The following is a 23,080-nucleotide window of genomic DNA, read 5'->3' on the forward strand; positions in this document are numbered from 1 at the left end:
AAATCTGTCCCCCAAAAAGGAAAAAAAATGGAAAAACCCAAACATCACATACTGGTCTGCGCAAGTTTCAGACCCAGCGGAGAGCCCAAGGGAAAATGTCACAGGAAAAATTCCATGGATTTTCTCCCCTACATTGAAAACGAAATCATTGACCGGGGGCTTGAAGGAGTGATTGTCTCATCCACCTGCTGCCTTAAACTCTGTGATGAAGGACCGATCCTGGTCATTTATCCGGAAAACATCTGGTATGGCAATGTAACGTCCGAGGATGCCATTGACGAAATTCTGGACGCCCTTGAAGACGGGGGCATCGCAAAGGAATACCTTCTTTCCGACTCGACCTGCGAGGCGTGATCGTTTCCCGGGTAAAATAAATTCACAAGTTTGTCTCTCCTGGACTGTTTTGCTGGATTCTTTTTACCCGGGGACTTTAATATCTGGAAATTGGGACTTGATCATCGTTTCAGCCATCCGTCAATTGATGGGCCCCAAAAAATTGCAAGAACGATAATCAAGGCCAAAAAATGATTGGAACATCAAAGGAGTTCGCCATGGTTAATTTAAACGATAAAAGAAAAATATGGATGGTGGACACCACATTACGGGACGGAGAACAGGCCCCCGGGGTTGTGTTTCATACCCATGAAAAACGTGAAATTGCAAGGGCCCTTGACCGCATCGGCATCGATGAGATCGAGGTGGGCATTCCGGCCATGGGGGATGGGGCCTGCCAGGATATCAGAGGGATTGTCCAGATGAATTTGTCGTGTATCCTCTCTTCCTGGTGCAGGGCTGCAAGGGAGGATATTGAAGCGGCTGCCGCCTGTAATACTGCCGGCGTTCATATCAGCTTTCCCACCTCGTCCCTTCTTTTGAAAACCTTTGACAAGGATGAAGCCTGGGTGATGGACTCCCTTGAACGTCTTGTCGGGGTTGCCAGAAAGTATTTTGACCGGGTTTCAGTGGGGGCCCAGGACGCCACCCGGACCCGGCGGGATTTTTTATACGGGTTTGCCCGTCTTGCCTTTGAGGCTGGGGCAGACCGCCTGCGCATCGCAGATACCGTGGGAATGATCAGTCCCCTGATGGTGATGAAAACCATGACGGATCTTGTTTGTCAGGTGCCGGATCTTGATATTGAGTTCCACGGCCACAATGACCTTGGCATGGCCACGGCCAACGCCGTTACCGCTGTGGATGCCGGGGCGTCGTCCCTGAGCGTCACGGTCAACGGTCTGGGTGAAAGGGCTGGCAATGCCCCCCTGGAAGAGGTTGCCATGGCTCTTTTTGAGGTGGGCGGGTATGGTGCCACCCTTGATTTTTCCCAGATGACTGATCTCTGCTGTCTGGTTGCAAAGGCTTCCGGCCGGGAAATCCCTGGGTCAAAACCCATTGTTGGAAAAAACGTTTTTTGTCATGAATCGGGCATTCACTGTTCAGGCCTTTTAAAGGATGCCGCTTCATACCAGCTGTTTCAACCCGAAAGGGTGGGTAAAGAAGCGTGCGAATACGTTATCGGGTATCATTCAGGGTCGGCTGCCATCTGCCATGTACTGGAAAAACAGGGGGTTTTCATTGATAAAGCAGCGGCCAGAAGACTGATTCCCCTGGTAAGGCAAAAGGCGCGCAGACAAAAAAGGTTGCTTACCCCCCTGGAACTTGCGGAACTTTATCACCAGTTTTGGAAATTGAGTTGCCCGGTATGATTGTAATGAATAGGTCGAATATTTATTCGAAAATTTCTACGTATTTTTTTTCAATCATCCGAATTTCATCATCAGTCAACTTTTCAAATTCCCTTCTTCTTGCACGTTTTGAAAGCATCCCATCGTTTTGGGAAAGAAATCGTATAAGTAAATCAACAAGCTTATCGGGCATATCAATATAGTTTTTGATGAATTCTTCACTGACTAATGTTATGCCTTTGGGGTTGACATAATAGCTTCATAATCTCTACCCCCATAGAATATGTTCAAAATTCTTACCGCCTGTTGCTCTTCATCAACGACAAAAGCGACAACAGTTTTTTTATTGAGAGGATAAATTCTTAAATTTTTCATTAAGTCATTGCGTTGCTGCCCTCTTAGAGGTGCCGTTTCCAATTTCTGACATTTGAGCCTAAGCTTTTCAATGAATGCCCAAGCTCTTTCAGGAAAGCCACTTTTCGTTGAAATATATTCATAGATATGTTCAAGGTCTTTGATTGCATCCGGCATCAAATAGACTTTATATGTTTTCATTAAACTTCTTTTTTTGCCTGTTTTTGATGTAACTTCTTAATGGTTTTAAAGGCTGTGTTTAACGGCACTGGTTCACCGCTTTGCTCTGAATGTGCCAAACGTTCACGGATTAAAGAAATTCTTGCTTTGTACTCTTCTTCTCTTTTCTGCCACATTCTCATGGCTTCCCTTATTAACTCACTCGTTGAACCATAGGAGCCGGAGCTAACTTCTTTTTTGATAGAAGCCAGCATATCTGGCGGTAAAGTGATTGTAATTCTTTCGGCTTTTGCTTGTTGCATAGATGATCCTCCATTAAAGTATGATTTAATCATACCTTTTTGAAAGGAGATGGTCAACATGCTCTTCAAAAAATAAATTTCTATTCTGGTTATGTCGTTGGCGCCAGCAGCAGTCTGCCACGCTGGATCAGTTGTTCTGATAATTTTTTCAACAGGGTGGCGTTTAAATTCCAGCATTGCCAGTAAAGGTTCACGGCCACACTGTAACCCGGCGTAAGATCAATGATTCCGCCGGATTCAGCCAGCGGCATGATCTGCTGTTCCGGCAGCATGCCGTAGGCCAGGCCGGATGCAATGAAATCGGCAAATTTTTCTGCAGACGGCACATAGTGAATGGGCATATACTTTGGACATTTTTCAAAGGCCTGGGTCAAAAGCTGTTGATGCAGGGTGTCCTTCCGATTGAAGGTGACTGCCGGTGCCCTGGAAGCGGCCTCCATAGTGATGCCGTTTGGAAACCAGCGGTCGGCAAACCCGGGAGTGGCCACCATGCGGTAGGTCATCCGGCCGATGGGGTCAATTCGGCATCCCTGCATGGGCTGCTCAAGGGTGGTGATGCAGCCCATGACTTCCCCGTCCCTTAAAAGTTGATGGGTCTGTTCCTGATCATCCACCCGGATATCCAGCAGAACCTGTTCTTCTATCAAAAACGAATGAATGGCGTTCAAAAACCAGGTGGCAAGGGAATCCGCATTAACGCCCACTGACATGGTAGAAAAAAAAGGATCTGTTCCTTCTTCGGCGCAGGCAACCAGATCCTGTTCCAGATGGTTGACCTGGAGGTAATGTTTGAGTATCTTTTGACCGCCGGACGTCGGCCGGGGCGGCGTTGTGCGTGTCAGCAGGACCTGTCCCATCTGCTCCTCGAGCAGACGAATCCGCTGGGAAACGGCAGACTGGGATATGTGAAGGGCCTTCGCACCCTTTTCGAATCCACCTTCCCGGACCACCATGGCCAGTGCTTCAATGAGTTTATAATCCAGCATGGCATAATTATTAGCATATCTGATGATTAATTAAAATAATTAATTTTACTTTTAATCATTCCAGGGCTATCTTCACCCGGTATATTGAAACACCACAAGGAGATGAAAATGATGTTGCCATTTATGCAGGGGTTTGGAACCGGGGGGGGATTGATCGTGGCCATTGGCGCCCAGAATGCCTTTGTCCTTTCCCAGGGTGTCCGGAAAAATCATCCCCTGATTATCGCATTGACCTGCATTGTGTGTGATGCGGTTTTTATCACAGCCGGCATTGCAGGTTTTGGGACTGCCGTTGCCTCAAACCCTTTGCTTTCCCAATGGGTCGCATGGGGCGGCGCCGCTTTTTTGTTTTTTTACGGTGCAGGCTCCCTTCGCTCTGCAATTACCGGGGGAAGCCTGGATGCCGACGGCCAGGCTGCATTATCCGTGAAGGCTGCTGTAACGACAACCCTGGCCGTCACTTTGCTCAATCCACATTTTTATCTGGATACGGTTGTTCTTCTGGGCGGAATCAGCAGCCGGTTCCAGGGTCAAAACCGGATGAGTTTCTGGGCCGGATCAATTGCTGCCTCAATACTCTGGTTTCTAAGCCTCAGCTTTGGTGCTCGATTGCTGGCACCGCTCTTCCGGCAGCAGATCGCCTGGCGAATCCTCGACAGCCTTGTCTGTCTGACCATGTGGGGGATTGCCGCTTCTCTGGTATGAGTTTGTTTCTTCATGTCGCGGCAAGGCCCAGCATCGAGCCATCGATACCCTCCCTTGTAACAACCAGGCCGATGGTGACCTGGGGTAAATTGTTTCTCTCCAGCAACTCTGCTGCAGCCAAAAATTATATTTGAACGGCACGAAGCTGCTCCACGGCCCTCTCTGGGCTGACCGTATTGATCGCCAGACCCGAGCCCAGTTCAAAACCATTTGGAATGGTTGTCCGTGGACAAAGTTCCAGGTGCCAGTGAAAGCTTGATTCATCTTCCGGTGTTTTGAGGACCGCGGGCGCAGAATGTAGAAAATAATTATATTCCACAAAGCCAAGAACTGCGTGAAGCCGCAGCATAACGCGACGCAGTACCCCGGCCAGATCCAGGCATTCAGTATCTGAGATGCTGCAGTAATCATGGCAATGCTGCCGCGGCAGGATATGGACTTCCCAGGGGAATCGGCTGGCAAAGGGTTTGATCGCGACAAAATAGTCCCCTTTTTCCACAATATACTTTTCGACCTCAATACGTTTTTTTTGTTCCCCTGAAAACCGATCATAGACCGTTCCTTCATAGGTCAGGGATTCATCCATCAAGGTGCAGAAAATACATTTTCCCTGATTCTGGAAATATTTCCGGCTGTTGTCAATTTCCATCTCAACATTGGCGGGAACAACCGGCATGGCAATAATCTGACTGTGGGTATGGGCGATACTGCCGCCTGCCGCCGGGCCGAAATTTTTAAACACCAGGACATAGCGGTGGTTTTCATTTGCCGTGTAAAGCTGTTTCATTCGATCCCGATACAGGCTGAAAATACGGGATATATGGGATTGCTCCATCTGGTATAACTGAATTCCGTGATTGGCGTGATCAATGACAACTTCATGCTGACCGTATCCGTCAATGACATGGTGAACCCCCAGATTCAGGTCTGACAGGAGGTGATCATCACCAAATACCGGGTAAAGATTTTGAACGACCCGTATCTGCCAGTTTCCATCCCCTGGAACGCGCAGAATTTCTCCAGGGGTCTGATTTTCATTTCCCCTGCAAAACGGGCACTCAGATACCAGCGACCGCGAGTCAAAACTTGCAGAACCTGGTTTCTTTTCAGGCCGGTTTCCTCTTTCCGTGGCAATTAGAACAGATTCTGCCGGAATAATCGGATTGATGCGGATTTCACGAATTTTTTGATCAACCATTCATTTTCACCTTCATTTTGTAGTTATAAATTCCAGTGAAAATATCATACAGGAAAATGTTCAAAAAAATGTGTTTAAAAATGAAATTTTTCTGAAATATGGGACAAAGGAGAGTGGTCGACCAGGTGGTCAGACAGTTCAAGAACCTCGGAATAAATTTTGGAATCCAGACGTTTTATCCAGCGTTTGGGCAACGATGAAAAACCGTAAAGGGCGCCTGCAACCATGCCGGCTATGGCGCCGGTGGTGTCTGCGTCCCCCCCCTGGTTCACCGTATTGACAAGGCATTCTTCAAAGGTGTTGGTTGAAAATAAAAAATGAAACACGGTCTGGACCGTATCCACCACATAGGCGGAACTATTGCCTGGGTAGGGCTGATACCCGAAAACCGGGTACTGGATCACAAAATCGCGGGTAAGGGTGCGCAGATCGTCAAGGGTATCACCCATGATGGCCCTGTGAACCAAGTGGCCAAAAAAGATACAGGCCGCATCGGACAGGGGGTTGTTGTGGGTGATATGGGCCTGCTCCACGGCGTGGCGGGCAAGGGTTTCTCCATCCCCCAGGGTATAGAGTGTAACTGGAACCATGCGCATCAGGGCGCCGTTGCCGGCATCCCAGCGGCTCGGCGGCACTTCAAGGGTTTTGTGAACAATATAGTTCCTGATCCCCCTGGAACAGGTGGAACCGATGTCAATGGGCCGGCTTTTCATCCAGTCGGCAAAACTGTCTGCAATGGCGGAAAGATCCCACCCCCTGGAATCTCGAATGGCCCGGCCTAGGAAGATGGACATTTCTGTATCATCGGTTACCTGACCCGGTTTCAGATACAGCCATCCTTTCCCGATGATCTGGTTGTGCACCCCGAATTGAACCTTGATCTCCCGGGGAGTCATGAATTCTGTGGTGGCTCCCAGGGCATCGCCCAGGGCAACGCCGATGAATGCAGCCCTGGCCCTGTCTTTAATTATAGGCCAATCCAATTTCTGAAACCTGTCCATCCATACCCCCTGTTGATTTTTTACACCAGACGTCTGGTGATGTCATACTCTCCGCCAATGACCAGAACTTCCTCTTCTCCCCTTAGAATACCTGCTCGGAGAAAGGAACCATCAAAAAATATTTTTGAAACAGGCACCCTGACTTCCATGACAAAGGTTCCAAATTCCCATGCCCGTTCAAAATCGTGGGTAAACGAATTGAGGTTGTTGAGCCGGACCACGGCCCGCTGGTTGTCTGTCCGGGCAAGGATTTCATGTTCTGAAAAATCGTAAATGCCTCGGAACAGGGTGATATGGGTGACCTGGGGATCACGACGTTGGATTTCATACTGAACAAATTCATAGAGAAGGTCCAGCTGGGAAAAGATGGCATTGGTTCGGGATGCACCTCCCATGCGGTCCTTGAGGTAGGCGAGGTATTCATTGCTTTCTTTGCCCTGGATGCGGCCGCAGTGATAGGTGGGCACAAGCCCCATCCTGCTCTCCACCCATCCTTTCATCACAGCCCCTTCAACAGAACTTGCATTAAACAACCACCCCCGGAGAAATCTCAGATAGCTGTGTTTCAGGTTGACCTGCCCGTCGGGATCACCTGTTTTTCGCCATTGGTGAAGATGAAAGGCGACCTCCATGTAATCCTGGAAAGTACGGGCCCGCTGCTCCCAGGTTGTCGATTTATCCAGGAGCTTGAAAAAATGGGAATGGGTGGCCCGGACCCCCTGGATACTCAGGGGCATTGGGTTGTCATTAAAGTCACGGGAACCAATGATCCAGGGCGTTAAACTGCACAGGCTGAATTGACAATTGCCGGGATTGTTTTCAGTTTGAGTCCCTTGAAGGTCTGTTTTTTTTCGGTCTTTCCAGGTTTTTAAACCGCCGGGATCCGCAATTTTTCTCACTGTCCGTCTTTTCTCCTTTTACCCAAACTTTTGCCATTGCCGCCGCCCTGAACAAAAGCAACAATTGGACCAGGGATCGATTTTTATGGCTCAAAGCCCGGTCAAGGTTGATTCCAGGCTGCCATGGGGTGGGAAGGTCTGGAAACCTTCCTGGCGGATAGCGTTTTATATCTGATTTTATATTACATATTTGTAATCAAATCATAGATTTTTAACAAAAATGAAATATAATTTTTTATAAGTTTATTTTGGTTTTAATGTGAATATATTTATATGTTTTAATTACAGCATGTTGTAGTTTTTTGTGGGTATTTTACTTGGGTGGCACTTCCTATGCAATGCTCTAAAATATTGGGAAATGGTTGCAACCGGCAAATGGAAGAACAACCGACCGAGCCCGATTCTTTCCATGTCATATCAGTAAAAAGGCCTTAAGGGGCAAAGGAGTGCAGGGCAATGCCAGTTAATGATGCAAAGAGATTTCTAAAATCGATTACAGGGCGTCCGGAATTCATGAAGGATCTGAATCAGTGCCAAAGCCCTGAACAGATTGAAACACTGCTTGGGGAAAACGGGTTTGAATTTGATTCCGCAGAGTTTGTTGAGGCATGGACCCGTGAAGTCGCAAGCTCCCCGACTGAGGATTACCACCATCATTTTAATGAACTCAGAATGTGGTGGGAGATGCTCAACCGGTTCTGAAATCAACAACAGAACGCAATCGGTCCATAACAGGATGCAACAGGGAGACCTAAAATGGGACACATATACGAAGCTATTTTTGAATACGGCAGAAAATGTTTGAAAACTGCATGCGGCGCAGAGAAAAACGATGACCTTTGAAGTGATCCACAGAATGATAGAAACCGCGCAGATCATTAAAACCCATGTGGTCTCGTCGTACACGGGAAATCCCGTTGTTCATCCGATGGCATTTCACAGATAAATAAAAGACTTTACGACCATATGAGCATTTGTTAGCTATTGCTCAAAGACAAGTGATTTCTGTTGTTTTTTGAACTGCAAGTCCCTAATTCACTGACAACCCCATAAAAAAGGATCCAACCTATGAAACATTCATCGCGATCAAAACGTCTTTTGATTCCATTTCTGGTATTGACCCTGTGTGTCACCCTGTTCTCTTTTTCGGCACGGGCAGCAGACACCCCGGAAATTACCGTTTTTGCAGCCGCCTCCACCACCAACGCCATCACCGATATTATCGCCCTGTTTACCGCAGAAAACAAGGGGCGGGTCACCACCTCCTTTGCCTCTTCTTCCACCCTGGCCAAGCAGATCAACCAGGGCGCACCGGCTGATGTGTATCTCTCAGCCAACCCCAAGTGGATGGGTTTTCTGGAGAAGAATAATATGATTGAACCCGGCACTCGGTTTGATCTGCTCGGTAATCGACTGGTCTTGATTGCCCCCCTGGACAGCAGCATGGATGTCACAATTACTTCTGGTTTTAACCTGGCAGGACTTCTGGGACAGGAAAAGCTGGCCATGGGTGACCCGGACCATGTGCCGGCGGGCATCTATGGGAAACAAGCCCTGACCACCCTGGGCGTGTGGGAGAGCGTGGCTTCTAAAGTGGCACGGGCAAAGGATGTACGGGCAGCCCTGATGCTGGTGGAGCGGGGCGAAGCCCCCCTGGGGATTGTCTATGCCACGGATGCTGCCATTTCCAAAAAGGTAAAAGTTGTGGCCTTTTTCCCTGAAAACAGCCACCCAGCCATTACCTATCCTGTAGCCCTGGTTTCTGGAAAGGCGACCCCTGGGGCCCGTGCTTTTCTTGAATTTCTCAAAACCAGTGCGTCAGGGGCTGTTTTTGAAAAATACGGTTTTTCCCTGCGGTAATGGAATTTCTGAAGCTGACATCCGTTGAACTGGAAGCCCTGCGTCTGAGCCTTTGGATCTCTGGGTGGGCTGTTCTCGGCAGTCTGGTACCTGGGATTCTGGTTGCATGGGTCCTTGCCAGGAAGCAGTTCCCCGGCAAGGTCCTGCTGGACGGGTTGGTGCATCTGCCCCTGGTGGTTCCGCCAGTGGTCACAGGGTATACCCTGCTGCTGCTCATGGGCCGGAGGGGAATTCTGGGAAAATGGCTGTATGATCTCACAGGTATTGTGTTTGCGTTTAACTGGAAAGGGGCGGCCCTGGCATCCGGGGTCATGGCATTCCCCCTGCTGGTAAGGGCGGTCCGACTCTCCATTGAAAACGTGGACCAGGGGCTGGAACAGGCTGCACGAACCCTGGGTGCCGGCCCCATTGATCTGTTCTTTACCGTGACCCTGCCCCTGATATTTCCGGGCATCATCACCGGCATTATCCTTGCCTTTGCCCGAAGCCTGAGCGAATTCGGGGCCACCATTACCTTTGTCTCCAATATACCAGGGCAGACCCAGACGCTTCCTTTAGCCCTTTATACCCTGACCCAGGTACCGGATGGGGAAGCCGGGGCCCTGCGGCTTTGTATCATTTCTGTTGTTGTTGCCCTGGCGGCCCTGGTTGTTTCAGAACTTTTGGCTGGCCGTATGGAACGGCGCATGCGAGGAAAAAATAGATCCCATGTTGGACATTGATCTTAAAAAAGTACAGGGCGACTTTACCGTTGAAGCGGCTTTTGTTGCCAAGGGCGCCGGCGTCACAGCCATGTTCGGTCATTCAGGGGCTGGGAAAACCTCGATTATCAATATGATTGCAGGACTTTCACGCCCGGATGCAGGCCATATCGTGGTCAATGATCATTGCGTGTTTGACGGTGAAAAAAATGTCCATATTCCGCCTGAAGGTCGGCGTTTCGGTTATGTGTTCCAGGATGGCCGTCTTTTCCCCCATCTGTCTGTGCGCAACAACCTTGTCTACGGAATGAAGCGGGTGCCCCCGGGGGCCAGGTATATTGAGTTTGACCAAGTGGTGGATCTCCTTGGCATCAGCCATCTGCTAAAACGCCATCCTGCCACGTTGTCAGGTGGTGAAAAACAGCGGGTCGCCATTGGACGTTCCCTGCTCACAAGTCCTGTTCTGTTGATTATGGACGAACCCCTTGCGTCCCTGGACCAGGCACGTAAAAGCGAAGTGCTTCCCTTTATTGCCCGGCTACCCAGGGAACTCAGGGTTCCCATTCTTTACGTTACCCATTCCGTTGATGAAATTTTAAACCTGGCAGACACCCTGGTTTTTCTTTCCAACGGAAAAACACTGGCTGTGGGCAGTGTGGAAACGGTTTCGGCCAGGGATGATTTTCAACGTCTCACAGGCGGTATGGAGGCCGCTGTTGTGGTCTCAACCCGGGTTGATTCCCATGACCCCGGGGCCGGTCTGACCCGGCTTGAATTTCCAGGAGGGATGTTGAGTGTTCCCCTGGTAGACCTTCCGGTCAATGGGACTGTGCGTGCCAGAATTCATCCCCGGAATGTGGGCCTTGCCCTGGAAGCCTTTCCTCGCACCAGTTTTCAGAATATCTTCCAGGGAATAGTTACAGGGATCAACGATCCCTGTAACGGATCCCTGGTGAACGTTTCCCTGGACATCGGCATTCCCCTCATGGCCACCATTACCCCCCGGGCCCGGCAGGAACTGGATTTAAAGCCGGGAACCCGGGTGCATGCCATGATTAAAAGCGTATCCGTCTCCCTGGGATACGTTGCAACCTGACGGGCGAAGCGTTTCCAGAAACAGAACCAGTAACAGGAGAAATACATATGGATGAAAACCCGATCATGGTTCGAAATGCCGATACAGAGGATCTGGACGTCCTTGTTGGTCTTTTGAAACAATTGTTTTTAATTGAAAAGGACTTTAACTTTGATGGGGAAAAGAATCGCCGGGGTATGGCTTTGATGTTGGATGGATGCGGCAAACACCGGGCTGTTAAAGTGGCTGTGCACAACACTGAAATTGTGGGCATGTGTACGGCCCAGACCCGGATATCCACTGCAACAGGGCGCATCACGGCAGTTCTTGAGGATCTGGTGGTGGATGCCGATCACCGGGGCAGGGCAATTGGAAAAAGTTTGTTGCATGCCATCGAACAATGGGCCCAACAGCGGGGTATCACCCATCTCCAGCTCCTGGCCGATAAAAACAATGGACCCGCCATGACCTTTTACAAGCACTTGAAATGGCAGCAGACGGACCTGGTTTGTCTGACCCGGGAGATTTAAAGTCTTCCGGGCCTGATCTTTTTATGGGTTTCTAACGCAGTTTGACTGCGGCGTTTTCGGCTGCCAGCATGACATGGTAGCTTAATGGAGATGCCGTCATCAGCGGATGTGTGGCATACTGCATGACGGCCAGCTGTTCAGCCGTGAGATTGGCCTGAATTGCCGTGGCAATGATGTTGACCATGTCAGAAGCTGCATCGCCTCCGCTCACGTGACCACCGATTACCTGATCGTTGTCCCGTCGAAAAAGAAGCTTGATCTTCATGTCTGAAACAGAACCCGGCAGATGACCGGGATGACGGTTGGGCGTTGTGACCTCACCCACGACAAATTCGATGCCCTCTTCTGTTGCGCTTCGGCTGGTCATGCCTGCGGCGGCGACGGATCTGTTTCCAACCTTGGTGCTGAAGGCTCCCAGGGCGCCCATGGTCACACGACTACGGCCTTTGCAAAGATTTGAGGCTGCAATCATCCCTTCACTGGCGGCAACGGATGCCAGGCGAATGCCACTGGGTTTGCCCGTGATACAGGAGAATTTACTGGCACAGTCACCAGCGGCATAAATATCTGCGTCATCGGTCTGCATGTATTTGTCAACCTTGATTCCATTACGAGGATCGGCCTCAAGGCCACATTTTATGGCCAGGTCAATATTGGCCTGGGCGCCAATCCCGATGACAACGGCATCGGCGGTGATGATTTCCCCGTTGGCAAGCTTTACCCCTTTTATTCCCCCGTTGCCGATCAATTCCTCTGCCTGGCAATTTGTCTTGACCATGACCCCTACTTTCTTAAGCTCTTCCTCTATTTCAAGACAGAATTCCTCTTCACAGGCCAGCATCAGGCAACGGGGCATCATTTCCAGAACGGTCACTTTTTTTTCAATCCCTGCCTTTTGCCCCATCAGGGCAATCTGTTCGGCCATTTCAACCCCGATGAAGCCGCCGCCAATGACAACAACGTTCCGGGCAGGAGTCAGTGCTGTATAGACTTTTTGAAGATAAACAGGATCCTTTTTGACGGTGAATACATTGGTTTTGTCAATACCGGCAAGTGGGGGCACAAAGGGCTTGGAACCCGTGCTGATAATGAGTTTGTCATAGCTGATACGGTCACCATCGGAAAAGACAACCGCTTTGTCGGCACGATCAATATCTTCAACCTCCCTTTGCAGGATCTCAATGCCCTGATCAATAAAACCCTGATCCGGGATGAGGTTTTTATTAACCTGGCCCATGATGCCGTAAATATAAGGAATCCCGCAGGGAATGGGTGTATTAATGACATTTCTGATGATTGTAACGGTCTTCTCAGGTGCTCTTTTTTTTAATGTCAGGGCTGCCATCAGTCCGGCTGCAGATCCCCCGATAATAACGACGTCGCTTTTCATTTTTTTACCTCTCCTTTTATGGGTGCAGAAAATAGATTCAAGTCTTTATCTTTTAACCAGGACAAGTACACAGAGCAAAAGAAGGGCCATGGTTTTTATAAAAATATTAAAATGGTTTTTTAAAATATAACTATTTGAAAAATAAGGATAAATTACAAGTAGATTGAAGCATGCTTAAATTTGTTAAATTTTTAACTTGCTAACCTGGATGTTAAAGTGCAAATTAACAGGTGTTAAAAATTTTAACAGGGGGTGTAATGCTTGAACAGGTGATTGATCAATACTGGAAAACAGTTGTGGATACCATTCAGGAAGGGGTGATGATTGTCAACAAAAACGGGCGCATTGTTTTTGTGAATGGGTCATTTGAAAAGATCACAGGCTATTCCAGACAGGAAGCCCAAGGTAAATCCTGTCACCTTCTGCAATGTGATACCTGTGAAAAAGCGCGCTGTCTCACGGGGGAAAACTGGTGTGATCTTTTCAAAGTCGGGTGTATTGACATGAAAAGATGTACCCTGACCCACAAGAACAAAGGCAGGGTACAGGTATTAAAAAATGCCTCTCTGCTCAAGGATGCTTTGGGAAATGTGGTGGGTGCCGTGGAGACGCTGACAGATATCAGTGATATCGTTGAAAAGGATCATCAGATCGAAGCCTTTCGAAGACAGCTGCAGCAGGAAAATGGTTTTCATAATCTGTTGGGCACATCCCGGGCCATGCACCAGGTTTTTGAACTGATTCGCAATGCTGCAAGGTCTGATGCTCCTGTATTGATCCAGGGGGAGAGCGGTACGGGCAAGGAACTGGTCGCCCAGTGCATTCATGATATTGGCCCCCGCCTGGAACAACCTTTTGTTAAGGTCAACTGTGCGGCCCTTAATGAATCCATACTCGAGAGTGAACTTTTCGGACATGTCAAAGGCGCATTTACGGGAGCTGTCAAGGATCGGAAGGGGCGGTTTGAAGCTGCCAAGGACGGTGACCTTTTCCTTGATGAAATTGGCGATTTACCCTTTTACTGCCAGGTCAAACTCTTGCGGGTGCTTGAGGAAAATATAATTGAACGGGTGGGCGACAACACCCCCACACCCGTTAATACACGAATCATCACGGCAACCAATCGGTCTCTCAAGGAGGATGTTCGCACGGGTAAATTTCGGGAGGATCTATTTTACCGGATTAATGTCATTCCCATCCAGATACCGCCCTTAAGGGAACGGGCAGAAGATATTCCCGTGCTGGTGGACTCATTTTTGCTGCGTAATCGCCTCAAGACCCAGAGCGCTATTCAGGGCGTCAGTAACAGGGCCATGCAAAGCCTTATGGCCTATCCCTGGCCAGGCAATGTCCGTGAATTAAAAAGTGCCTTTGAGTATGCCTTTGTCACCTGCCATGGTACGGTTATTCGCAGGGAACACCTGCCGCTGCAGGTGTTCTTGTCCGGGACGTCAAGCCCAACAACAGACAATCAATTGCCCCACAAGGATGAAACCCAGAAACAGCAACTTCTGAGAGCCCTGGACCAGTCCGGGGGAAATCAGTCCATGGCAGCCCGCATGCTGGGTGTCTCCCGTGTGACCGTCTGGAACCGGATGAAAAAATACGATATTGACCTTAACCGGAAAGAGCGTGTTGGTGAAGCCAAATAAGTCACAAAAACTTTGTCTGACATGGTGTTCATCATCTACTATCAGAATCGGACCTTGCTATCTGCACAACTGTTTCTTTCAATTTCTGGTAACGACTTCTCCTTGTTAAAGATTGGAAACAGTAATTCCAATCAAGACCATCTTCCTGCGGCCGTTGTCATATCTTTTGAGGTGATAGATTTGAGCCCCTTATTTAATGGTGTGAAAAGACAGGTACTGAACTAAAAACTTTGCTTTTTGGTAAAATACGGATTAAGTAATACAACTGTTTTTTAAATTATTCCCTGTGCCCCTGGATCTGGTTCAGGATGTAGACCTCCCCCTTCCATGATATTGAGGTGGCCTTTGTCCCCCCGCTGATTTACCAGGGGAGCTGGAATTGAAAAGGAAATCTGAATATGAAAAAAGTACTTTGCCTGTTGACTGCCTTTCTGGCTGTTCCGGTTCTGGCACTTGCCTCGTCCCCAACGCCTGGCACATCTGAGCTGGTCGATTTTACACGAACCATTTATGGCTATCTGGGTATCGGACTTTTTGTGGCCGCTTATTGTCTGGTGCCCCTTGAGAATATTATTCATCTTCGCAAGAGCAAACCTGTGCTCCTTGCCGCAGGTATTATCTGGATTTTGGTAGCCCTTGCCTATATGGGGATAGGGGATACCCATTCAGCCCATGAAGCGATCAAGGACAGTTTGCTCGAGTATGGAGAATTGTTCCTTTTTTTGCTGGCGGCCATGACCTACATCAACGCCATGGAGGAACGGAAGGTCTTTCAGGCCCTGAGGGCATTTCTGGTGTCCAAGGGGTTTTCCCTTCGGGTTCTGTTCTGGATTACGGGATTGCTGGCTTTTGTGATTTCTCCTGTGGCCGACAACCTTACCACCGCCCTTCTCATGGGTGCGGTAGTCATGTCTGTTGGTGGTGACAATAAAAAATTTGTTGCCCTGTCATGTATTAATATCGTTATCGGGGCCAATGCCGGTGGTGCTTATTCGCCGTTTGGAGATATTACGACCCTGATGGTCTGGCAGAATGGCAAGGTGGCTTTTTCCCAGTTCTTTGACCTTTTTATTCCTTCCCTGGTCAATTGGCTGGTACCTGCCGTATGCATGAGCCTTGCCATTGGCAATGCCTCTCCCAAGGTGCTGGATGAAAAGGTTGAAATGAAATACGGTGCCCAGGTTATGATTGGGCTCTTTATATTGACCATTATCACGGCCGTCAGCTTTCATAATTTTCTCAACCTTCCCCCTGCAGCCGGCATGATGCTGGGCCTCGGGTATTTGGGTTTTTTCAGTTATCACATCAAGCGCAGAGAGGGGAGGATGTTTTATTATGACAACATCCTGGGCGCCAGGAATAAGAACACGATCAAGCGCTCCATGTCCATGCTTCAAGACAAAACCCATGGCGAGGTCGCCCAGGTTATTGACGACCTGCCAACCCCTGCCTTTCTCCTGAACAAGGATCATGTCATCACCCATTGGAACCCTGCCATGGCAGCTTTGACCGGGATTTCTGCCAAGGATAAAATTGGAACAAAAGATCAGTGGAAATCCTTTTATCCGCAAGTGCGGCCCCTGCTTGCAGACATGGTTCTGGAAGGCGGTTCAAAAAAACTGGTCAACAAGTTTTACCATGGGAAAAGCAGACTCAACAAATACATTGACTCTGCCTATGAGGTGTCAGATTTTGAGCCGTCCCTTGGAGAAAAGGGGAAATGGGTCTATTTTGCGTCAGCACCCCTCAAAGATGAAAACGGCCATGTGTCAGGGGTTATTGAAATTATCGAGGATATGAACGAGGACCAGGAGACAAGGACCTTTTTTGATATCATGGAGAGTATCTCCCGGGCCGAGTGGGACACACTGCTTTTCTTTTACGGGGTGACCCTCTGTGTTGGCGGTCTTGGCCAGTTTGGTTATCTTGGCCTGGTCTCTACCTTCATGTACGGAGATCTCGGTGCCACAGCCGCAAATACCCTTGTGGGGGTCCTGTCGGCTGTTGTTGATAATATCCCGGTGATGTTTGCCGTGCTCAAGATGAATCCTGCCATGTCCCATGGGCAGTGGCTCCTGGTGACCTTGACGGCAGGTGTGGGGGGGAGTCTTCTCTCCATTGGATCTGCGGCAGGTGTTGCCCTGATGGGAAGTGCCCGGGGGATCTATACCTTTGGCGCCCATTTAAAATGGATGCCGGTGATAGCACTTGGCTATGGGGCCAGTATTCTGGTTCATCTCTTCATTAATTCACGCCTGATGTAGCCAAAGGATGGAAAGGGGACTTCAGGGGGGAAAGAATCTTCCTGATAGCTCTCTTTGCGTGCTGATATTGTACCTGATGCTGAATCAGTCATTGATTTATGTCGGTTCGGTCTTATATTCTTTCAACATGGCATGACAGAAATAACGTCAGACTTGTTGCCATGGGAATCAGTATCTTGGGAGGTTCATATGAAATCATACAGGAAAGAAAAAGCAGCCATGTGCTGTGCCATAGGAAAAAAGAGGATGTCGGACGCCCTCAGGGCATGCGATTATTGTACAACCAGCAGGGAGGAACGAAGCGAATGTTATAAAGCGGTAGCCAGGGATGCCGGGCTTCGTTCAAAGAGCTGCATGAGGATGTAGTATGCAGCGTATCGCTGTCACATGAACGATATATACAATATGCCGGAAAAAGGGGGCCTGGTTTGGACAGCTTCCTTTTTCCGGTTTTTTTATTTATAAAATCTTTTTTCTCCATACTTGTCAACGATGGCCATCTGGTCGTCTTCCGGCATGGATTCCACATATCTTTTCCAGCCAGGGCACCAGGTGGTATGCCACCGCCATAATCTGCCCATAAATGAGGATGGATTGTTATCGAATTTTGCCCTGAAACCGCATTTTTCACACGAATGTTCTTTCATTGAACTTTCTCCCTGGGTACAAATTTTAATTGAATGACAAAGCTTTATGCAATTACCCAGTTTTTTTCAACCTATAAATGCTGTCGCTGATAGAAACGGTCCTTGCCGACGATAAAATCGATCTGGAAAACGGTATCCATGGCGATTCGCCTGGACTGGGTCAAGATAGGAGTGTTTTTAAAATAACAGATTTTTGTAAACAGCCGATTTGTTTTTTCATCATTGATTACCCAATTGGCCTGGGCGCGATGCCATTGACCTCAGTGTTGATCTGTCTTATTTTTTTCTAACTTCCACTGAAGCATCACCAGTGGATGCGTTTAAAATTTCGTTGTGGCATAGAGCCATCTCTCGCCCCGGCCGTGCCGGTTATAAAGATATCAATTACAAAGGAGGTTTCCCATGTACGATAAAAATCAATTGTGCGAAAAGATCAGAATGATTTACCCGGATATCGGCCAGTGTGGAATAGACCTGGATGTCGAATATGATGAAGACCAGAAATTATGGGTATTATATCTTAAAAAGGGGGATCGTAAAATTAAGCATTTTCTTGAAGAAGAAGACCTGAATAAGTGTATGCAGGGCAAACAGTGTGTCAGCCTGGGTCTTGAAGTAAGCCAGATTAAAGATTAGGACTGCAGAGACCTTCCTTCGGTCCTGGCTGTTTTTTATATGTAACTCGCTTCGACCGGCCGGGTGATAAGAAGCGCAGGCTGTTTGAGGACTTTAGCCCGCAGTACCTGCGCTTTAGTTTGGTGGGAAAGGGCCGATAAGGATAGACAGGCAGAGTGAAAACCCTGCAAAGACTTATCGTTGATTTAAAAGGAGTTTTTATCATGAACACCATATCTTCCCTTTCCCGGCCACCGGCAGTTTATGGAAATGGAAACGGCTCCATGGAACAGACCGGGGCAAAATCCTATGAACAGAAGGCGGTTAACGCATCCAGGAGTCAAAACCTTGATCTTTCCCTTAAAACCCGTGAAGGGGATCAGGTCACCATCAATGTCGCTTCGTTTTCTGAATTGGACGCCTTTACCTATGATCAAACCGGACAAATGGCCAATGGTGGTGCTTCGTCCACATCTGCATACAGTTCCCGGACCATGACCCTTGAAACGGGATCCAGTTTTACCTTTTCCGTGAACGGAGACCTCAGCGACCAGGAGCTTGACGACATTGAACAGCTTTTAGGCAGCCTGGATAATGTGTTGGGAAAAATGGTATCCGGTGACATGGGCGGGGCCGTTGAAACAGCCCTTGGCATGACCGATTATGATACGGTAGCCTCTTATTCGGCAGACCTTAGCATGGAACGATCCTACACACTGGAAACGGCGGTTTCCCGGGAAGTCTATGCCGGAAGTCAGGGAGTTACCCCTGCCATGTCTTTACCGGATTCCAGCCAGATTGAAAAGTATGTGGAGAAAATGATGGGGTTGATGGAAGAGGCAGGTGAGGAAACTCAGAAAAAGTCACGCCAACCCGTTGATCAGCTTTTTACCGAGCACTTGAAATCCTTTAACAGATCGGTACTTAACTCTGACCAGGGGTCGGATAAAACAGATGCTCTTAAATATGAGATGATTACGGATTTCAGGCAGAGGATGCAGCGCCTTTGAATGGAGCCCATGGGCTTTTTCATCAGGTTTTGACCAGCATCACCTCCACAAGACCCATGGGGCGTGGTGACGCTTTTTAGTCTTCTGCAAGGATCTTGTCCGTTGATATAAGGCCACATCGTTGATCCAGGCCTGGGTTGCCAGATGACCTCACGTGTGGAGCAGGTCATTGATCGAGATGTCCTTTAGTTTAAGGCGGTCCGGGTCTTTGCCTGCAAGCCCAAGGGCCGCCCTTGTTTATAGCTCAGGATCGTCTGATCCCTGGTGACTCTCTAAGTCCTTGTCCAATTGGGTTTTCTTTGCTCCTGAAAGGCTGCAAGGCCTTCCTGCGCATCATTGGTGGTGCAAAGTTGGGTGAACATTTCACCCATGTAGTCCAGGGACTGGTGGTAGGGGAGGTCGGACATGCCATAGATGCCTTTTTTCCCGCACTCCACGGCAAGGGGACTCTTCTGGGAAAGTTTTTCTGCAAGGGCCATGGTGGCTGATTCCAGCTCTTCGTCGGGAACCACTTTGTTGACCAGACCAAGACCCTCGGCCTCTTCTGCCTGGAGGATGTCACCCCCAAGGACCATCTCCAGCAGTTTTTTCCTTGATACGAGTCGGGAGAGGGGGACGGCAGGGCCCAGGCAGATAAGTCCTACATTGATAGCCGTTGTGCCGAACCTGGCATTCTCAGAGACAACGGCAAGGTCTGAGGCAAACACAAGGCCTGCACCGTTGGCAATGGCATATCCCCTGACCGATGCGATCACCGGTTTTTTCATCTGGGCAATGGTGTGGTTGTGCTGGTCCATTTTGCCGATCATGGCCCTTAATTCACCTGGTGATTTGTCCTTGAATTCTGCAAGATCGATCCCTGTTGAAAAATGTTTCCCTGTTGCCTTGATTACCACCACTCTTACTTCGTCGTCCTCATCAAGGGCTTTGAGATGGTGATTCAAAAGGGTGGCAAACCCGAGGGTAAAGGTGTTTTTCTGTTCCGGCCGGTTCAGGGTGATCGTTCCAATGCCGTTGTCCTTTTCCATGAGAACCGATTGTTTGTCAGTCATGGGACTCCTTTAAGCTGTTATGATTTTCCAGGGGGGGCATGCAGACGGGCATGCCCGGGCCATATTGTCTGATCAGGATTGAAGTTCTGCCATGTTAGCGAAAAAGTCAAGGGCCGCAGGGTTTTTCAGGGCGTCCTTGTTCTTTACCTCCTGGCCGTGGACAACTTTTCGTACGGCAAGCTCCACCTTTTTCATGTTCAGGGTATAGGGAATGTCTGGAACGGCGATGACCTTGGCCGGTACATGGCGGGGGGAGGCATTCTGTCTGATATCAGTCTTGATTTTTTTAACCAGATCTTCCGTAAGTTCAATGCCCTGGGCAAGCTTGACAAACAGGATTACCCGCACATCATTGTTCCAGTTCTGTCCGATTACCACGCTGTCTTCCAACTCCGGCATCTGCTCAAGGCGGCGATATATTTCAGCCGTGCCGATGCGGACTCCCCCGGGATTCAAGGTGGCGTCGGATCGGCCGTACATGATTACCCCGCCCCGTTCCGTGACTTCGATAAAGTCACCGTGGGCCCAGATGCCGGGATAATCCATGAAGTAGGCGGCCTGGTATCTGGAGCCGTCATCATCGTTCCAGAAGCTGATGGGCATTGAGGGGAAGGGGGCTGTGCATACAAGTTCGCCCTGCTTGCCCACCACGGGCTGACCGTTTTCGTCATAGGAAAATACTTTCATGGCAAGGCCCCGGCATTGGAGTTCGCCGGCATATACCGGTCCCATGGGGTTGCCAAGGGCAAAGCAGCCGTTAAGATCAGATCCGCCTGAAATTGAGGCAAGCTGGATGTCTGATTTAACCTCGTCGTAGATGAACTGAAAATCTTCTTTAGACAAGGGGGAACCGGTGGAGAGCACTGCTTTTAAGGCTGAAAGATCAAAGCGCTTACCCGGCTTTACGCCTGCGTTTTTAAGGGCTGCAATATAGCCGGCACTTGTGCCGAAGACCGTCACCCGCTCGTCCTGGGCCATCTGCCACAGGGCGTCAGGGGCAGGATGGAAGGGGTTACCGTCAAAGAGTACCAGGGTTGCCCCCGTGGATAGGGAGGCCGTGAGCCAGTTCCACATCATCCATCCGCAGGTGGTGAAGTAAAAGATGGTGTCATCGGCCTTAAGATCCGTGTGCAGCACAAGTTCCTTTAACTGGTGTAGGAGCACCCCGCCGGCGCTTTGGACCATGCATTTAGGAAGCCCCGTGGTACCCGACGAGTACATGATGTACAATGGATGGTCAAAGGGGAGCTGTTCAAAGGTGATGTCAACGGCAGTCTTGTCCTTGAAATCATCGTACAGGACAGCGTTGCCAATCTTTGAAATGTCAGGGGTTTCGTTGACATAGGGGACGACCACCACCTTTTCAATGGAGGGCAGTTCCTTTAAAATACCGGCAATTTTTTCAAGACTGTCCAGGGGTTTTCCCTTGAAGATGTAACCGTCTGCTGTGAACAATACCCTGGGGCGGGTCTGGCCAAACCGGTCAAGAACTCCCTTGATTCCAAAATCAGGCGAGCATGAGGACCAGGTGGCGCCGAGGCTCGTTGCCCCAAGCATGGCAATGATTGCTTCAGGCATGTTGGGAATAAAACCGACAACCCGATCACCGGGCTTTACACCGGCTTTTTTCAGGGCCGATGCAACGGCCGCCGTCTCAAGGTAGAGTTCGTTGTAGGACAGGGTGCGGCGAATCCGGTCTTCGCCTCGAAAGATCAGGGCCGTGCGATCGTTGCGGTTCCGTAGCAGGTTCTCGGCAAAGTTGAGGCGGGCTCCAGAAAACCAGTCGGCCCCCGGCATTTTTTTGGGGTCATCAATTACCCTGTCATAGGGGACTGATGACTTTATGCCGAGAAACTGCCATGCCTTTTCCCAGAACAGCTCAAGATTTTCAACGGACCACTGGTAAAGATCGTCATAGGTCTTGAACGTTGTGCCCTGGGACTTGTTGACCTCCTGCATGAACCGGTAAATATTGGTTCTTTCGATCCGTTCTTTTGACGGTGTCCATAAAAGCTTTGCCATTGCTTTCTCCTGTGTATGGGGTCAGGCTTGCCTTGTTGTCGTTGGTAACGAGAACAAGACCAGCCTGACCTCTAATGGGCTATTAATAATGACAACAAGGTAAGTCTGACCCCGATTGGGTTATTTGTCTGAAGCAGTTGCCGAGGCATCACCATCAGAGGCGTTTCATTGTTCGTTGAGGCCAGGGCAGATATCCTGCTCCGGCCATGCCGGTTATTCGTAGAGTACGGCAAGTATGGTGGCCCTGCCGTTTTTACCCATGATCAGATGGGGGGTGGTTGAAAGGTAGTAGACCGAGTCCCCTGGCTCCAGGTCATAGGTCTTGCCACCAATGGAGAGTTCAGCCACCCCTTCCAGTACATAGATGAACTCCTCTCCGTTGTGAACGGAGATTTCTTTGTCCGGGTTCTCCTCGAGTTGAACGATGAGGGCCTCCATGTGGCGGCCCTGGACCTCCGGGGCAAGACTCATGTATGAGTAGAGGTTTTTCTGTTCCTTCTGGGAGGTGGACCGGGAGATTTTTTTTCTCTCATTTTTCCGGGTGATGGAATAGAGCTGGGAACCAACGCCTGAAACAAGTCGGCCCAGGGCAGAGTCAAGGGCCCTGGACAATTTCATCACCGTTCCCAACTGGGGCTGAATTTTTCCATTCTCGATGTCCTCGAGCCGCTGGCTGTCAAAGCCGGTAAGGTTTGCAACCTCTTTGATGGAGAGCCCTTTCTTCTCCCTCAGATTCTTAATGCGCAGCCCCACTTCATCTACTTCACCCGGGGCTGTGGGTTTGATTTCTCCGGTGAGATTTTCAAAATAGTCTACATTTATGTGGGGCAAATTTTTATCTTTTTCCATGGTCTCTCCTGGGCCTTGTCTGGTTGAAGATTTATCCATTCCTCTTTTTGTTGGATCTGTTACAGGGATGGTTACAGGTCTAACCATCCCAGGTCAATTGGTT

The 23,080-nt window shown here is 49.2% G+C and carries 25 protein-coding genes; 13 read left to right on the forward strand and 12 right to left on the reverse strand.

The window, feature by feature from the left end:
* Positions 1–27 precede the first annotated feature (27 nt).
* Together HRM2_RS04800 and HRM2_RS04805 are read left to right on the forward strand one after the other, a co-directional pair.
* Complete coding sequence (locus HRM2_RS04800; protein WP_015902876.1) at positions 28–354, forward strand: (2Fe-2S) ferredoxin domain-containing protein; 327 nt, start codon at positions 28–30, stop codon at positions 352–354.
* Between the two features lie 197 nt (positions 355–551).
* Positions 552–1,706, forward strand: a complete 1,155-nt coding sequence (locus HRM2_RS04805; RefSeq protein ID WP_015902877.1) for a homocitrate synthase/isopropylmalate synthase family protein — start codon at positions 552–554, stop codon at positions 1,704–1,706.
* A 22-nt stretch (positions 1,707–1,728) separates the two neighbouring features.
* Here the strand turns inward: HRM2_RS04805 and HRM2_RS27545 are convergent, their stop codons facing one another.
* Genes HRM2_RS27545 through HRM2_RS04820 form a run of 4 tightly spaced genes read right to left on the reverse strand, consistent with a single transcriptional unit; the run spans position 1,729 to position 3,507 of the window.
* A complete protein-coding gene (locus HRM2_RS27545; protein ID WP_232364199.1) occupies positions 1,729–1,878 on the reverse strand; it encodes a hypothetical protein in 150 nt (49 codons plus the stop codon).
* Between the two features lie 38 nt (positions 1,879–1,916).
* The gene (locus HRM2_RS04810; protein ID WP_015902878.1) at positions 1,917–2,240 is read right to left on the reverse strand and encodes a type II toxin-antitoxin system RelE/ParE family toxin; all 324 of its coding nucleotides are present in this window, start codon (positions 2,238–2,240) and stop codon (positions 1,917–1,919) included.
* The gene (locus HRM2_RS04815; protein ID WP_232364200.1) at positions 2,240–2,581 is read right to left on the reverse strand and encodes a ribbon-helix-helix domain-containing protein; all 342 of its coding nucleotides are present in this window, start codon (positions 2,579–2,581) and stop codon (positions 2,240–2,242) included. Before HRM2_RS04815 ends, HRM2_RS04810 begins: the two co-directional genes overlap by 1 nt.
* A gap of 29 nt (positions 2,582–2,610) precedes the next feature.
* Complete coding sequence (locus HRM2_RS04820) at positions 2,611–3,507, reverse strand: LysR family transcriptional regulator ArgP (RefSeq protein WP_015902880.1); 897 nt, start codon at positions 3,505–3,507, stop codon at positions 2,611–2,613.
* Between the two features lie 108 nt (positions 3,508–3,615).
* Here HRM2_RS04820 and HRM2_RS04825 point away from each other — a divergent pair, with 108 nt between their 5' ends.
* Positions 3,616–4,212: a LysE/ArgO family amino acid transporter gene (locus HRM2_RS04825; RefSeq protein WP_015902881.1), complete on the forward strand. Its 597-nt coding sequence runs from the start codon at positions 3,616–3,618 to the stop codon at positions 4,210–4,212.
* 124 nt (positions 4,213–4,336) lie between these two features.
* On the opposite strand, the gene HRM2_RS04830 is transcribed toward HRM2_RS04825, so the two are convergent.
* From HRM2_RS04830 to HRM2_RS04840, 3 genes are all read right to left on the reverse strand, one after another.
* On the reverse strand, positions 4,337–5,410 hold the full coding sequence (locus tag HRM2_RS04830) for a galactose-1-phosphate uridylyltransferase (RefSeq protein WP_015902882.1): 1,074 nt from the start codon (positions 5,408–5,410) through the stop codon (positions 4,337–4,339).
* A gap of 74 nt (positions 5,411–5,484) precedes the next feature.
* The gene (gene draG, locus HRM2_RS04835; protein WP_015902883.1) at positions 5,485–6,411 is read right to left on the reverse strand and encodes an ADP-ribosyl-[dinitrogen reductase] hydrolase; all 927 of its coding nucleotides are present in this window, start codon (positions 6,409–6,411) and stop codon (positions 5,485–5,487) included.
* 20 nt (positions 6,412–6,431) lie between these two features.
* On the reverse strand, positions 6,432–7,310 hold the full coding sequence (locus HRM2_RS04840; RefSeq protein WP_015902884.1) for an NAD(+)--dinitrogen-reductase ADP-D-ribosyltransferase: 879 nt from the start codon (positions 7,308–7,310) through the stop codon (positions 6,432–6,434).
* A 456-nt stretch (positions 7,311–7,766) separates the two neighbouring features.
* Between HRM2_RS04840 and HRM2_RS04845 the strand changes: the two genes are divergently transcribed.
* The 5 genes from HRM2_RS04845 (at position 7,767) to HRM2_RS04865 (ending at position 11,476) form a co-directional block, all read left to right on the forward strand.
* Positions 7,767–8,012: a Nif11-like leader peptide family natural product precursor gene (locus tag HRM2_RS04845; protein ID WP_015902885.1), complete on the forward strand. Its 246-nt coding sequence runs from the start codon at positions 7,767–7,769 to the stop codon at positions 8,010–8,012.
* Between the two features lie 366 nt (positions 8,013–8,378).
* Positions 8,379–9,170, forward strand: a complete 792-nt coding sequence (modA, locus tag HRM2_RS04850) for a molybdate ABC transporter substrate-binding protein (RefSeq protein WP_015902886.1) — start codon at positions 8,379–8,381, stop codon at positions 9,168–9,170.
* Positions 9,170–9,892 carry a molybdate ABC transporter permease subunit gene (gene modB, locus HRM2_RS04855; RefSeq protein WP_015902887.1) on the forward strand — a complete coding sequence of 241 codons (723 nt, stop codon included), beginning with the start codon at positions 9,170–9,172 and terminating at the stop codon, positions 9,890–9,892. The genes modA and modB overlap by 1 nt, the downstream gene beginning before the upstream one ends.
* Positions 9,879–10,967 (forward strand): molybdenum ABC transporter ATP-binding protein, encoded by a 1,089-nt coding sequence (gene modC, locus HRM2_RS04860; protein WP_041273053.1) that lies wholly within the window; start codon positions 9,879–9,881, stop codon positions 10,965–10,967. The genes modB and modC overlap by 14 nt, the downstream gene beginning before the upstream one ends.
* A 47-nt stretch (positions 10,968–11,014) precedes the next feature.
* Complete coding sequence (locus HRM2_RS04865) at positions 11,015–11,476, forward strand: GNAT family N-acetyltransferase (protein WP_015902889.1); 462 nt, start codon at positions 11,015–11,017, stop codon at positions 11,474–11,476.
* Positions 11,477–11,507: 31 nt separating this feature from the next.
* On the opposite strand, the gene HRM2_RS04870 is transcribed toward HRM2_RS04865, so the two are convergent.
* The gene (locus HRM2_RS04870) at positions 11,508–12,866 is read right to left on the reverse strand and encodes an FAD-dependent oxidoreductase (RefSeq protein WP_015902890.1); all 1,359 of its coding nucleotides are present in this window, start codon (positions 12,864–12,866) and stop codon (positions 11,508–11,510) included.
* 257 nt (positions 12,867–13,123) lie between these two features.
* Between HRM2_RS04870 and HRM2_RS04875 the strand changes: the two genes are divergently transcribed.
* From HRM2_RS04875 to HRM2_RS26925, 3 genes are all read left to right on the forward strand, one after another.
* Positions 13,124–14,518 (forward strand): sigma-54 interaction domain-containing protein, encoded by a 1,395-nt coding sequence (locus HRM2_RS04875; protein WP_015902891.1) that lies wholly within the window; start codon positions 13,124–13,126, stop codon positions 14,516–14,518.
* A 398-nt stretch (positions 14,519–14,916) separates the two neighbouring features.
* Positions 14,917–16,782, forward strand: coding sequence for a sodium:proton antiporter NhaD (gene nhaD / locus HRM2_RS04880; protein WP_015902892.1), 1,866 nt, complete (start codon positions 14,917–14,919; stop codon positions 16,780–16,782).
* Positions 16,783–16,971: 189 nt separating this feature from the next.
* Positions 16,972–17,148 (forward strand): hypothetical protein, encoded by a 177-nt coding sequence (locus HRM2_RS26925; RefSeq protein ID WP_187149333.1) that lies wholly within the window; start codon positions 16,972–16,974, stop codon positions 17,146–17,148.
* 89 nt (positions 17,149–17,237) lie between these two features.
* Here HRM2_RS26925 and HRM2_RS04885 read toward each other — a convergent pair whose 3' ends face one another.
* Complete coding sequence (locus HRM2_RS04885) at positions 17,238–17,429, reverse strand: hypothetical protein (RefSeq protein WP_041273054.1); 192 nt, start codon at positions 17,427–17,429, stop codon at positions 17,238–17,240.
* Between the two features lie 402 nt (positions 17,430–17,831).
* On the opposite strand from HRM2_RS04885, the gene HRM2_RS04890 reads away from it, so the two are divergent.
* Together HRM2_RS04890 and HRM2_RS04895 are read left to right on the forward strand one after the other, a co-directional pair.
* Positions 17,832–18,065 carry a hypothetical protein gene (locus tag HRM2_RS04890; protein WP_015902893.1) on the forward strand — a complete coding sequence of 78 codons (234 nt, stop codon included), beginning with the start codon at positions 17,832–17,834 and terminating at the stop codon, positions 18,063–18,065.
* A gap of 203 nt (positions 18,066–18,268) precedes the next feature.
* Positions 18,269–19,054, forward strand: a complete 786-nt coding sequence (locus tag HRM2_RS04895) for a hypothetical protein (RefSeq protein WP_015902894.1) — start codon at positions 18,269–18,271, stop codon at positions 19,052–19,054.
* Between the two features lie 272 nt (positions 19,055–19,326).
* On the opposite strand, the gene HRM2_RS04900 is transcribed toward HRM2_RS04895, so the two are convergent.
* The 3 genes from HRM2_RS04900 to HRM2_RS04910 all read right to left on the reverse strand — a co-directional run bounded on the left by HRM2_RS04900 (position 19,327) and on the right by HRM2_RS04910 (position 22,977).
* Positions 19,327–20,106: an enoyl-CoA hydratase/isomerase family protein gene (locus tag HRM2_RS04900; protein WP_015902895.1), complete on the reverse strand. Its 780-nt coding sequence runs from the start codon at positions 20,104–20,106 to the stop codon at positions 19,327–19,329.
* A 72-nt stretch (positions 20,107–20,178) separates the two neighbouring features.
* Positions 20,179–22,128: an acetoacetate--CoA ligase gene (locus HRM2_RS04905; protein ID WP_015902896.1), complete on the reverse strand. Its 1,950-nt coding sequence runs from the start codon at positions 22,126–22,128 to the stop codon at positions 20,179–20,181.
* 213 nt (positions 22,129–22,341) lie between these two features.
* Positions 22,342–22,977: a helix-turn-helix domain-containing protein gene (locus HRM2_RS04910; protein ID WP_015902897.1), complete on the reverse strand. Its 636-nt coding sequence runs from the start codon at positions 22,975–22,977 to the stop codon at positions 22,342–22,344.
* Positions 22,978–23,080: the final 103 nt, after the last annotated feature.

Origin of the sequence: Desulforapulum autotrophicum HRM2, from assembly GCF_000020365.1 — a bacterium.
Taxonomy (GTDB): Bacteria; Desulfobacterota; Desulfobacteria; order Desulfobacterales; family Desulfobacteraceae; genus Desulforapulum; species Desulforapulum autotrophicum.